We start from the raw sequence: 13,369 nt of genomic DNA on the forward strand, positions 1-13,369 counted from the left end.
TACGCAATAAATATTAATTATTCATTGCCAAAACACGGGTGATTTTCTCTGCCGCATCAGCGAGAGTAGAAGCAGGGATCAGGCTAAGTCCCGATTTGGCGAGCATTTCTCTGGCTTCCTTGGCATTGGTTCCCTCGAGGCGAACAACGATAGGGAGAGATACCTCAATTTCCTTTGCTGCGTTGATAACACCCTCGGCAACACGGTCGCATCTTACGATACCACCAAAGATATTGATAAGAATTGCCTTCACATTCGGGTCTGAAAGGATAATCTTAAACCCGTTGGAAACAGTTTCTTTGTTGGCACCGCCACCCACATCGAGGAAGTTGGCAGGTTCGCCACCGGCAAGTTTTATGATATCCATCGTACCCATTGCCAGCCCGGCACCATTGACCATACAACCGACATTTCCATCAAGTTTGATGTAGTTCAGGTTGTATCTTGATGCTTCAACTTCGAGCGGATCCTCTTCGTCGATATCGCGATATTCCATTATGTCGCGATGACGGAAAAGGGCATTGTCATCAAAGTTCATTTTTGCGTCGAGTGCCATTACATCACCTTCTTTGGTGACAACCAGCGGGTTAATCTCAGCAAGCGAAGCATCAGTTGAATCGTAAGCCTTGTAGAGAGCAAGAAGGAAATTGACCGCATTTTTGTGTTGAACACCGCTTAATCCGAGAGCAAATGCAATCTTTCTTGCCTGATACGGGCGAAGTCCGATGGAGGGTTCGATAGTCTCCTTAATAATTTTTTCGGGAGATTCTTCGGCTACCTTCTCAATCTCCATTCCGCCTTCGGTTGATGCCATAAGAACATTCTTTGAGATGGCGCGGTCGAGAGTGATTCCGATATAGAGTTCTTTTTCAATGTTTATCCCTTGCTCGACAAGCAGTCTTTTAACGATTCTGCCTTCGGGACCGGTCTGATGAGTAACCAGGTTCATTCCAAGCATGGCTTTTGAATATTCATAAACCTCATGTAGTGATTTTGCAACCTTTACTCCACCGCCTTTTCCTCTTCCACCGGCGTGAATCTGTGCTTTCACAACCCACACACTTCCACCAAGTTCTTCTTTGGCAACTTTGACGGCTTCTTCAGGAGTGAAGACAGGGAAACCTTTAGGAACCGCAACATTAAATTTTCTCAGGATTTCTTTTGCCTGATATTCATGAATTTTCATCTATAAACCTGTGATTAATTTAACAAAAGGGGAGTGAGTCACTCCCCGCCAATTATCCAATTTTTTCACTCATTGTTTTAGCCTGGAGGAAGAGGAGCAGGTAATCTCTGCCGCCGGCTTTCGAGTCGGTTCCCGACATGTTAAATCCACCAAAAGGATGTCCGCCGACCATGGCACCGGTACATTTTCTGTTCAGGTAGAGGTTTCCGATCAGGAGTTCCTTCTTGGCACGATTCAGTTTTTCACGATCGTTTGAATAGACCGCGCCTGTGAGACCGTAAATGGTATTATTGCAAATCTTAAGTGATTCATCGAAATTCGGTGATTTAATTATTGCAAGAACAGGTCCGAAGATTTCTTCCTGCGATATACGCGCCATCGGATCGATATCAGCAAAAACAGTTGGTTTTATGTAATAACCGTTGCCTTCAGCTTTCTCACCACCGGCAATAAGTCTGCCTTCAGTTTTACCGATTTCGATATACTTAAGTATACCTCTTTCAGCCGAAGCGCTGGCTACAGGACCCATTCTGAAGTTGTCTTCAGCAGGACCAATTTTAATGGTATCTACGCGTTCTTTGATCTTTTGAACCATGACATCATAAACTTTTTCGTCAATAATGGCTCTTGAGCAGGCGCTGCACTTCTGACCCTGATATCCGAAGGCTGCGGCCACGATACCGTCAGCAGCGTCATCAAGATTACAGTCTGCGTCAACAACGATACTGTCTTTTCCACCCATTTCAGCTACAACTCTTTTCAGCCAGATTTGTCCCGGTTGAACTTTTGCTGCCAGCTCATAAATGTGAATACCGACTTCCATCGAACCGGTAAATGAGATAAATCTTACTTTAGGATGTGCAACAAGAGTATCGCCAACTTCGCCACCTGAACCGGGGAGGAAGTTGAGAACGCCATCAGGGACACCCGCTTCTTTCATAATTTCATAATAAAGCCGTCCCATCATCGGGGTATCGGAAGAAGGCTTCAGTACTATGGTATTACCCGAAACAATTGCTGCAGACGACATACCTGCAAGAATAGCAAACGGGAAATTCCATGGTGGAATGATGACACCAACACCAAGAGGAATATATACAAGTTCATTTGCTTCACCGGGCATTGGGGTAATAGGTTGTTTTTCAGCATATCTGAGCATTTCACGACCGTAGAATTCCATGAAGTCAATTGCTTCAGCGGTATCAGCATCAGCTTCGCCGTAGTTTTTTCCGGCTTCGAGTACCATCCAGGCGTTGATTTCAAGTTTCCTTCTGCGTGTTATTTCAGCAGCTCTAAACAGAAGTGCTGCTCTTTCAGCAGGTTCCACATATTTCCAGGTTTCGAAAGCCTTAAGAGCTTCATCCACTGCCTGGTTCGCCAAATCCACATCACCTTTGCTAAAGGTCGCGATAAGTTCATCTGTGTTTGATGGACTGTATGAGTTAAAAGTTCTCTCAGTAACCACTTCTTTTCCGCCAATAATCAACGGATATGATTTGCCGAGCTGTTTCTTCACTTCATTAATTGCATTCTTCTGCAAGTCGAAGTTTTCTTTTTTTGTGAAGTCTATATAAGATTCATTTTTAAAGGGGGGAATATTCATTTGATCTCCTGTGAAAAAATATTTTTCCATTTTTAAAATTAACCTTTAAAAGTGTAAGTGCCAAAGAAAAACAGTTCCCTTTGGGGAGTTATTAATCAGGAGTTTTGAAATATGATTTATGTGATAAAATGAAGAGAGTGTGTTCCGGTTATGCCAGTTTTGACAGAATGGGAAATAATGGTTATATTGGGGTCCGATTTTTATTGATTTTGGCTCTGCTAACAGGTGAGTGCCCAACCCCGTCAGGTCCGGAAGGAAGCAGCGGTAAGCATGTATCTTGTGTAGCCAGAGCCTTTTTTATTTTTCGAAGATGTCAGGTGGAACGATAAAATGAAGCCTGCCTGCGTGGGGTTTCATCTTGCCAGGGAATACAACTTTGGCGATTGTGCCCGGTTTAAAGTAGATATCCATCGATCCTGATCCGGTGGCGTTCATAACCAGAAGAGAAGTTTCCGGTTCATGCATTATTATTGCCACATTTTCTTCTTTGAATGAGTTTACCATCGCATAAATATCTGCTATTGGCGCACCACTTCGCAATTCCGTTGCCACTTCTTTTTTTACTCCGTTCCCCGAAAGTTCTGCCAAAATATCCATTGTCTGTTTCGTTCTTAATGCCGGGGATGATATGATCAGGTCAAGTTCCGGAATTGAATTTGACAATCCTTCCACGGCTGAAGTGAATTGAGCCTTTCCTTCCGGAGTGATCTGTCGCTCACCTCCCGGACCGGTCCCTAAATATTCTGCTTCTGTGTGTCTGATTATGTAAAGGTTCATGAAATTCCTGTTTACTGGAAACAATTAAGATTAACAGAGTTAATCATATAGTAGATGAGAGGATAGTTGTTGTTGTAGAATGACTCATTGCACTTTATCGTAACAAGAAATTCCTCATTTTCACACTTCACCAGTAAATGTTGGATTACCTGATCTTCCTGTTTAATCAGTTTGGAGTTGTAGAGTGAATAATTGAATTCATTGCTTAACAGTGAAAAGTTGATATCCTTGATGAAAACTCTTACAGGACTGTTTTTCTCGAGATCGAAAATGAATACTTGAATATCTTTTTTCTCTCGTGTTGCCACTGTCCCTGTGACTTTTCCATCAAAGAGTGACTTGATTTCGATACCGTTCTTTATCTCCCATTTTTCCGGCAGGTACATGCGCATCAAATCAAATCTTGTATTATAATATTTAGGCAGTTCCTCACTGATTTCTGTAATTTTTTCTTTTGTCTGAAAACCATCAAGGTAACCCGATAAAAACTCCTGCCACTTGGTTGCCTTTGAGGAAAATTCTCCCTGATCAGTGTAATTGATTTTCACAGGTTTGAAATCGGACTTATTACCGTAAAGCTTAAATGCAAGCGAGGCCGGCTGTCCTTTTACGGTGTTGAAGGACATTTTTGCCAGCAGGGAAGGAGATGAAACTTCGAGATAATTTTCGAAAGCGAGGGAAGCTTTCCCTTCTTTAATGTCATAAATTTTTAAGTATTCCACATTTACGATACTTTTGACCGAGTACTTCAGAAGTATAGCAAAAAACTCCTTCTCATTTACGAAGAGTTTTTTGTAGTTGAGCGACCCGGGTACATTTTTATCGTGCAACAGAAGCCCAAGAGTATCGTTGTAAATCAGAAACTTATTGTGGTCTGCATTTTTATGTTGGAGCGTGACAGCAAAATATGTTTTACCATCCAGAACCATACTGTCAATTTCCGTCTTCCGATAATATTTGGCATCGAGAATGTTAAACTCGAACGGGTCTCTTAATCTAGCTTCAGCTCTCTCATCACCATTTATGTAACTGTCAATTAGAGCTATAATCTCTTTTCCGGAAACTCTTTTTACTTCATATTTGGGCGCCGGTTTGCCACACCCCGAGAATAACAATGCAGTTACGAAGAAAAGACTTAATAAACTAAGGCTTAAGTTGGATTTTTTCATCAGGTTTTGGTTTTAGTGTATCTGCTGAACCGGATTTAGCCGTATCTTTTATTGGCCGGTCTTCTGCCGGTTCAAAGACAGGGGATTTAGGCATAAAATCTTTTGTCAGTGTGTTGTCTTCAAAAGTGGTTTTATAGAGTAATAACTTTGAATCGGGAATTCTTGAGATGTCACCAATAGTAACTCCCGCCATTCCGAGGTTCAAATTGTCGATTACAATTTTTCGTGAGAACAATCTGTCAAAATTACCGCTATAGAGGTCACTCAGTCTGTTTTGAACGAGTGTCGATATCTCTTTTGCAGAAGGAGTATAGATATAAGGGTCATTCGGTTCCACAAATGAAACAGTTATCGCATTGTTGTCTCCTGTTTTAACAAGCACAGGTGAACCGAACTCAACCAAAGAATATGCGATCTTAATATCTTCATTCGAAGTTCTTACACATCCATGTGAACTTGGCTGCTTTCCGAGAAAAATATAGTATCCATTTCCATCAAGACCATGCAATCCTATTCCATAATTGAATTGCATCCAGTAATAGAGGTTGCAATTAAAGTCTTTTGAAACTGCCACATCCTGTTTAGAGAAAATGGCAAATACGCCCTCATTTGTCAGAACGCCCTGTGAGATGGTGTTGGTGCCGGTGGATACGGGAAAATTGAATCTTTCACCTGTTTTCATTATCACAGCCGCCTGCTGAGTTTTCAGGTCAATCTCTATGTATGACTTTCTTGTGGTATATAGTGTATCCTTGATTTTCTTATCGAGATACCTGAGATAACTTATGTCCACCTTTCTGTGAAGAGGTTTTTGGTATACGGGCTTTGGTATCTCTGCCATCGAGAGTGCGATCAAGATTGAGAAGAAAGAGAGAAAAACGAGTAATTTAGTTAGAGTCGTCATTTTGTTTCCCGAAAATAGTTGTAGACCAGTCCGGCCTTCTTGTCGCCGACAACTCTGGCGAGTGAGTCAAGGCTGGCTTTTTCAATTTCTTTAACACTGCCAAGCTCCGATAAGAGTCTTGTAGCAAGTTTTTCACCTATTCCGTCGATTTCGAGCAATTGAGTAGTAAAAGTTCTTTTACTCCTCTTCAATCTATGAAAAGTTATGGCAAAACGATGTGCTTCATCTCTCACCTGTTGCAACAGTTTAAGAGCGGAAGAAGTTTTGGGTATAATCACCGGTTCAGGGTCTTTGGGAAGGAAGACCTCTTCAAGTCTTTTTGCCAGCCCGATAATTTCAAAATTCTTTAGCCCAAGTAATCTGAGAGCATAAACAGCGGTCGAGAGTTGACCTTTGCCACCATCCACCATAATAAGATCAGGGAATTGTTCCTTTTCCTTTAGCAATCTTGAGTATCTGCGGGTAATCACTTCTTCCATGCTGGCAAAATCGTCTGGCCCGCTTACGGTTTTAATTGTAAACTTTCTGTAGAGTGATTTTTTTGGTTTTCCGTCAACAAATACTACCATACTTGCGACTGTATCGGTTCCCTGAAGGTTGGATATATCGAAGCATTCGATATGTCTCGGTATCTTTTTAAGATACAAATCTCTTTGAAGTGCAGCGAGAGTGAACGGGATATTGCCTTCTTTTTTAACTTTTTGAAGCTGAATTTCTTTTAGCTGAAGTGCTGCATTTTCTCTGCTCATTTCAACAAGGGATTTCAAATCGCCTCTTTTTGGAGTAAAAATTCTTATTTTTTTCCCTGAGCGGTACTGGAGAAGGGAAGTTATTTCTTCCAGTTCAGCCGGTTCAACACCAGTAATCAGTTCAGATGGTATATCAATGAAATCGTTGTAAAACTGTTTAATGAAAGCAGCATATATCTCCGTAAGATCACCTTCCGATGCGTTTTGGAGGTGAAATTCCTTTTTGCCGATCAGTTTTCCAGCCCTGATATTAAGAACAGAACAAGCAGCGTCCCTCGCTTCATTTGCGATTGCTATTATATCCCTGTCAACTTCATCTTCACTGACAATCTTCTGTTTTTCGGAAAATGCCTGAATTTTTTCGAGTCGGTCTCTGTAGTCAGCGGCTTTTTCAAACTCAAGATTTGTTGCAGCATCGTTCATTGACGACTTAAAATCCTTGATTAAATCATCTATTCTTCCCTTAAGAAGTTTAGTGACCTGATTTACCATAAGATTGTACTCTGCGAGCGATTGATACCCGACACATGGTCCATCGCATTTTTTGATGTGATAGTCGAGGCAAACCTTGTATTTTGAGTTTTGGATCGATTCGGTTGTCAATGGCAGTTTGCAGCTTCGAATCTTAAAAATCTGAGTAATCATCCTTAGTGCTGCACGCATACTTTTTACATCCGTATACGGTCCAAAATATTGTGAGCCATCCTTGTAAACTTTCCTGGTAGGATAAATTCTGGGAAACTGTTCCGCTGTCACTTTTATAAACGGATAAGTTTTATCATCCTTCAGGTTGATATTGTAACGCGGTTTTAGTTTCTTGATCAGATTATTTTCGAGTACGAGCGCCTCTATTTCACTTGTTGTGACGATGAATTCAATATCAGCGGCCTTTGAGACCATCAACTCGATTCTGTAGCTGGGATTCTTTCCTGAGAAGTAGGATCTGACTCTGTTCTTAAGATTTTTTGCCTTTCCGACATACAGCACCTTCCCGGTGTCATCTTTAAACTGATACACTCCAGGGTTGTCAGGAAGATTTTGCAGTGCTGTTTCCAGAGCTTCTTTCATTCTTAAGGATAATTATTAGAAGAAAGCAAATATAATAAAATTGTAGTATGATTAAAAATGATAAAGGGCTAAATAATGAAGGAAAAAGGGAATAGCTGCCACTTTTACAAAAAGCAGCAGCCATTTAAAGATTTGTCAAAAATTTAGAAAGCGTAACTGGCGGAAATGTAACCGAATGAATTGACGGTTCCCGTTGAAAGATTCTTCAAACCCTGCCGAAGCATCTCATCATTGACGGTCGCATCAAGATTGAAATTTCCGAGCTTGAATCCCAAGCCGAGAGTCAGACCTGTTCTGTCGAATCCTGTTTGCACAATTTCATTTTTGGTAGTTGATGTAACAGCAACTTCCCGTTTTACTTTAGTAGTCGAAACCTGGTAACCGATTCTGGCTTTCATCCATTCCGTAAGGTTGAATTCGCCACCAAGATTCCAGACAGGGAAGAGGAAATCAGTGTTTGCGAGTTCAGGGGCTGTTGAAGTTGCCTTTTCTGTCATCGACTGATACATCATCGAAACACCACCGGCGAGAAGGAGACTGCCCGAGCGATAATTGATTCCGAGTCCGGCTGTCAAGAGGGAATAAGGAGTAAGATCGGTCGAAGTTCCACCTGCATCCACGGTTCCTGATTCCATATAATAGGAGGCATGAGGGACAAAAGAGAATCCCTTGCCGATATTATGAAAATATCTGGCACTCATCCCAATAGTCGTGCCTGAAACTTTGTTCACGACTGCACCCTCGTATTTGGCGCTTGCGAAAATCATATCAACGCTTCCTTCAATGGCGTTATCCTTTGAAAAATGTTGAATAATGCCGACTCCAAATCCAATATGCGAAGCACTTGCTTTCTGAGCGGTACCGGACGCAGGTGTAAAATCATTCTGTGTAGAAGAGTAGGCGACACCGAATCCGAGAATTGTTGCATCCGAAAGTGAATATGCACCGAGAATTTCCATGTTGTTGTCAAGTTTTACAGCAGAACGGGAGGTGGAGCCAATGCCGTTGAGAGTGGTTACAATTCTGTTCGCAAACGATACATCAGAAATGCCAAAACCTTTGTGATCGTTTCTGGCAAGGATTGCACCGACCGTCAGTTTATTGGTGAGTGAATAGTTAAATCCTCCAAACTGGCCGTCTCCATCGTTTACGGATGCATTGGAGTAGCCAAAACTGCCCCAAAGAAAATTTGAGTAATATTTAGCGAATGCAGGGTTGTATCTCATGTTGATTGGATCGACCATGAAATAATTCAAGCCACCTTCACCGCCCATCGAAAAGACACGGGCAAAACCGCCACTTCTTTCAGCGGGTACTATGCCGGATTGTGCATTCAATACACCGGCAAACATTGCGATTAAAACAACCAATGATACTGTATGTTTCATTAGATCATCTCCTGTAGAGTGTGTGTAGTTGTTTTATCGGGCAGAGTGTTTATTTAGTTAATTAATCTGTCCGGAGAATAAAGCCGTCAGGACGGCGAAACAATTTAAAGCAAAAAAGGCTGCTTTTTTAGAGCAGCCTTTTCAAAAACACAAAAATTAAGCAAAAACATAATTTTTTGGAATTACGACGATTCCCGTTTCGGTTACTGTAAACCGTTGTTTATCTTTTTCAAGATCAAAACCGATTTCAGTTCCCGGAGGGATATGGACATTCTTGTCAATTATGGCTCTTCTGATTTTCACATTTCGTCCGATGTTACAATTATTCATAATCATTGAATCTGTCACATATGAGTACGAATTGACGCGCACATTAGCACCGATGATTGATCTCTCGATAAGACCTCCGGAAACGATAGTGCCATCACAAATCAAAGAGTTGAGGGTACGCCCGATTCTTTCGCCCCAGTGAGAAACTGTTTTCGCAGGAGGAAACTGATACTGATATGTACGAAGAGGCCACTCCATATCGTAGAGGTTGAACTCAGGTACTACATTTATAAGATCCATGCTGGCTTCGTAGTAGCTCTCGATGGTTCCGATGTCTTTCCAGTAAGGTTTATTTTTCTTGTTCTCATCCACGAAAGGATAAGCAACAACATTCAAACCCTGTTTTATCATGTAAGGAATTACATCCTGCCCAAAATCGTTGTTAGGAATATTTTTTGATTCCATTTCGATGAGGACTTCTCTCAAGAGTTTGGCATTGAATACATAGATTCCCATGTTCACATAGGAATAACCTGGATTTCCGGGTATTTCAGGTGGATTATCGGGTTTTTCGATAAAATTCATTACCTTGGAATTTTCATCGGTTTCCACTATTCCAAATCTGTCTGCTTCTTCTGTGGGGACAGGCATGCAGGAGAGGGAAAGGTCGGCTTTCACATCATTGTGATAGATCAGTTGTTTCAAATAATCCATCTTGTAGATATGGTCACCGCTAAGGATCAAAACCCATTTTCCTCTTTTGTCTCCCTGGAAGAGATTCATATTCTGGTAGATGGCGTTTGCGGTGCCGAGATACCAGTCACTGCTCATCTTCTTCTGAGGTGGAACTGAATAAATGAACTCCCCGAGCTCCGGATTAAAAATACTCCATGCCTCATAGATGTGCTGATTCAACGAATCAGACTTGTATTGAACGAGGATGTAGATTTTTCTCAAACCGGAGTTGAGGCAGTTTGAAAGTGCAAAATCTATAATTCTGTATTTCCCTCCGAAGGGGACTGCAGGTTTACTTCTATAGGCTGTAAGTGGAAACAACCGTTGCCCGACACCACCAGCAAGAATCATGGTGATGGTGTCTCTTAAAATTGACGCTCCCGGAATCATAAGCTACTCTTCTTTTTTTGTCATATGTATGTTTGAAATATACTAAAGTAATTCCAAATCATAAAGCATTTTTCTGCCTGATAAGGTATTATTTTTTTGTAAATTTGTATTCAGTATTACAAAGTTTTTAGGATTTCCCCTCATTTCGCTGCTCCATGGCTTTACTACCGAAAAAAAATTACAAAAAAGGAAAAATTGAACAATGCAAATTGGCTTGATCGGATTGCAAAACTCAGGTAAAACCACCCTCTTTAAAACTCTCGCTGAAGGCTCTTCAGGTATTGAATCGAATCGTGCTGTTGTAAAAGTGCCCGATGACAGGCTGGATGAGCTGACAGGGCTTTTCAATCCGAAGAAAGAAGTCCACGCAACCCTTGAAGTTGTGGATATTCCGGGACTTCAGGTTGGTGACGATGAAAAATTGAAGATCACATCTGATTTTTTAAATAAAGTAAAAAATAATGATCTCCTCCTTCATGTGGTAAGGGAATTTCCAAACGATTCCGTCTCACATCCTGAGGGAAGGATTGACCCGATAGCTGACATAGAGTTTCTTGAAACAGAATTTCTTCTGACTGATCTTGCGATGGTCGAGAACAGGATAGAAAAGCTAAAGAAGGAACTGATGAAGACAAAGACAGATAAACTCATGAAAGAGATGAGTATATTTGAAACTTTCAAAGATCATCTGGAGAACGAAAGACCCCTTAGATCGGTTGAAATAGAGGAGAACGATCTAAAGCTTTTGAGTGGTTTTCAGTTTCTTACATTGAAGCCGATGATTATCGGGATCAATTTTTCGGACGAATCGAAAGAGAAGGTCTCCGGTTTGCTGGAAGAAGTAAAGAAAAAATACCCCTCATTTGAACACAATATCGTTCCATTTTTCGCTCAGTTTGAGATGGAACTGTCACAACTTAGTGAAGAAGAGGCAGAGGCATTCAAAGAAGACCTCGGCATCACAGAATCAGCCCTCACCAGAATCCTTCGCAGTTCATATGAACTGCTTGGTTTGCAGTCATTCTTCACGGTCGGTGAGGATGAGTGCAGGGCATGGACCATAAAGAAAGGATACACAGCTCAGCAGTCTGCGGGCGTTATCCATTCCGATTTTTTTAATAAATTCATTCGTGCTGAAGTTGTTCACTATACTGACTACATAGCTCATGGATCATTCCCGAAATGTAAAGAAGCGGGAGTGTGGAGACTTGAAGGTAAGGAATATATAGTGAAAGATGGTGATATACTAAATATCAGGCACAGTTAACCAACAGGAGAAAAATTTGTTCGCACTTGACAAGATAAGAAATATAGCAATTATAGCACATGTTGATCATGGTAAGACCACACTTGTAGATTTTATATTGAAACAAACCGGAGCCTTTAGAGACAATCAACAGGTTCAGGGAAGGGTAATGGATTCCAATGATATCGAAAGAGAAAGAGGAATCACTATTCTTGCAAAAAATTTAAGCGTATATTACAAAGACTATAAGATAAATATTATTGATACACCAGGGCACGCCGATTTCGGAGGCGAAGTGGAGAGAACACTTCGTATGGTCGATGGTGTTTTGCTTTTGGTGGATGCAGCGGAGGGACCACTTCCTCAGACGAAATTCGTTTTGAAAAAATCACTTGAACTTGGGCTGAAACCGGTGGTCGTAATCAATAAAATTGACAGAAAAGATGCCAGACCTGACGAAGTACTCAACGAGATTTTCGATCTCTTTGTAGCTCTTGGGGCAAGCGATGAGCAACTCGATTTTGCGTATGTTTATGCAATTGCAAAACAGGGTATAGCGAAGGTCAATCTTGAAGATGACTCACAAACGCTTGAACCCCTGCTCGATCTTATTCTCAGCAGAATTGCAGTCCCAACTGCCGTAAGGGAAGAGCCATTTAGAATGCTCATTTCTGCAATCGATTACAATGACTACCTCGGGCGTATCGGAATAGGAAAAATTCATTATGGTCAGGTAAAGATTGGTGATCAGATTGTTCATATCACCCGTGAAGGTGACAAGCAGAATGCAAAAGTAACCAGACTTTACGAATTTGAAAACATTAAGAGAAAAGAAGTAGATTCAGCTTTTGCAGGTGATATTGTGGCGATTGCAGGTCTCGAAGATCTCGACATCGGTGATACACTTTGCGATCCTTCAAAGCCGGAGGTTATCGAATCGCTTGCAGTTGAGGAACCACGAATCACCATGAACTTTATGGTGAATAACTCGCCCTTTGCCGGTCAGGAAGGGAAATATGTGACCACCAGAAACATCAGCGAAAGACTTTCGAAGGAATTGAAATCGAATGTCGGGCTTCGTGTGGAGATGACAGATTCACCGGATATTTTTAAGGTAAGTGGAAGAGGCGAATTGCATCTTTCAATTCTTATCGAAAACATGAGACGGGAAGGTTATGAACTTCAGGTGAGCAGACCGGAGGTAATCCTTAAGAAGATACTTGATGTTGTGAGTGAGCCGATTGAGCATGTAATTATCGATGTCCCGGAAGCATTTGTTGGGACGGTAATCGAGAAACTTGGCAAAAGAAAGGGAGAAATGAAAAACATGATCCCGTTCAATGAGAATACCAGACTCGAGTTTTTTATCCCTTCACGCGGTTTGATAGGTTACAGAAGTGAATTCATGACCGATACAAAAGGAGAAGGAATTCTTCACCACAATTTTCACTCGTATGAACCATATAAAGGTGAAATTCAAAGCAGATCACGCGGAGCACTTGTCTCCATGGAAACCGGAATGGCAACTGCCTATTCGATAAACAAACTTCAGGAAAGATCTGTATTTTTTATAGATCCCGGAACGAGAGTCTATGAAGGAATGGTGGTTGGTGAAAACTCCAGAGAAATGGACATGCCGGTGAATGTCACAAGGGCTAAACAGTTAACGAACTTTAGAGCTTCGGGTACTGATGATGCAATAAGACTTGAACCTGCAAGAATTTTAAGCCTCGAACAGGCACTCGAATGGATAACCGATGATGAATTCGTTGAGATTACTCCGGCTTCCATCAGGATAAGAAAAAGATATCTGACCGAAATGGATAGAAAAAATGCCCGCCTTGCTCAAAGGCAACTTGACAAAGAGAATAACAACCAATAGAT

At 41.3% G+C, this 13,369-nt stretch carries 10 protein-coding genes and 1 other RNA gene; 3 read left to right on the forward strand and 8 right to left on the reverse strand.

From position 1 onward, the window contains the following. Positions 1–13: 13 nt before the first annotated feature. Both sucC and pruA read right to left on the reverse strand, forming a co-directional pair. Complete coding sequence (sucC, locus tag J0L60_01880; GenBank protein ID MBN8544856.1) at positions 14–1,186, reverse strand: ADP-forming succinate--CoA ligase subunit beta; 1,173 nt, start codon at positions 1,184–1,186, stop codon at positions 14–16. A 52-nt stretch (positions 1,187–1,238) separates the two neighbouring features. Continuing rightward, the gene (pruA, locus tag J0L60_01885) at positions 1,239–2,789 is read right to left on the reverse strand and encodes an L-glutamate gamma-semialdehyde dehydrogenase (protein ID MBN8544857.1); all 1,551 of its coding nucleotides are present in this window, start codon (positions 2,787–2,789) and stop codon (positions 1,239–1,241) included. Positions 2,790–2,997: 208 nt separating this feature from the next. Here pruA and ffs point away from each other — a divergent pair. Beyond that, an RNA gene (gene ffs / locus J0L60_01890) (signal recognition particle sRNA small type) lies at positions 2,998–3,088 on the forward strand. On the opposite strand, the gene J0L60_01895 is transcribed toward ffs, so the two are convergent. From J0L60_01895 to glgC, 6 genes are all read right to left on the reverse strand, one after another. Further along, positions 3,087–3,566: a histidine phosphatase family protein gene (locus tag J0L60_01895; GenBank protein MBN8544858.1), complete on the reverse strand. Its 480-nt coding sequence runs from the start codon at positions 3,564–3,566 to the stop codon at positions 3,087–3,089. The two genes, ffs and J0L60_01895, sit on opposite strands and share 2 nt — an antisense overlap. Before the next feature lie 11 nt (positions 3,567–3,577). After that, positions 3,578–4,735: a hypothetical protein gene (locus J0L60_01900; GenBank protein ID MBN8544859.1), complete on the reverse strand. Its 1,158-nt coding sequence runs from the start codon at positions 4,733–4,735 to the stop codon at positions 3,578–3,580. Then, positions 4,710–5,639 carry a L,D-transpeptidase gene (locus J0L60_01905; protein ID MBN8544860.1) on the reverse strand — a complete coding sequence of 310 codons (930 nt, stop codon included), beginning with the start codon at positions 5,637–5,639 and terminating at the stop codon, positions 4,710–4,712. The genes J0L60_01900 and J0L60_01905 overlap by 26 nt, the downstream gene beginning before the upstream one ends. Further along, the gene (locus J0L60_01910; protein ID MBN8544861.1) at positions 5,636–7,456 is read right to left on the reverse strand and encodes an excinuclease ABC subunit C; all 1,821 of its coding nucleotides are present in this window, start codon (positions 7,454–7,456) and stop codon (positions 5,636–5,638) included. Before J0L60_01910 ends, J0L60_01905 begins: the two co-directional genes overlap by 4 nt. Before the next feature lie 143 nt (positions 7,457–7,599). Next, entirely contained in the window at positions 7,600–8,844 is a 1,245-nt protein-coding gene (locus J0L60_01915) for a hypothetical protein (GenBank protein ID MBN8544862.1), read from the reverse strand. Positions 8,845–9,000: 156 nt separating this feature from the next. Continuing rightward, complete coding sequence (gene glgC / locus J0L60_01920) at positions 9,001–10,239, reverse strand: glucose-1-phosphate adenylyltransferase (protein ID MBN8544863.1); 1,239 nt, start codon at positions 10,237–10,239, stop codon at positions 9,001–9,003. A 202-nt stretch (positions 10,240–10,441) separates the two neighbouring features. On the opposite strand from glgC, the gene ychF reads away from it, so the two are divergent. Together ychF and typA are read left to right on the forward strand one after the other, a co-directional pair. Further along, positions 10,442–11,506 (forward strand): redox-regulated ATPase YchF, encoded by a 1,065-nt coding sequence (gene ychF / locus J0L60_01925; GenBank protein ID MBN8544864.1) that lies wholly within the window; start codon positions 10,442–10,444, stop codon positions 11,504–11,506. Positions 11,507–11,522: 16 nt separating this feature from the next. After that, entirely contained in the window at positions 11,523–13,367 is a 1,845-nt protein-coding gene (typA, locus tag J0L60_01930) for a translational GTPase TypA (protein ID MBN8544865.1), read from the forward strand. The last annotated feature ends 2 nt before the right edge of the window (positions 13,368–13,369 follow it).

This window comes from Ignavibacteria bacterium (genome assembly GCA_017302895.1).
Taxonomy (GTDB): Bacteria; Bacteroidota; Ignavibacteria; order Ignavibacteriales; family Ignavibacteriaceae; genus UTCHB3.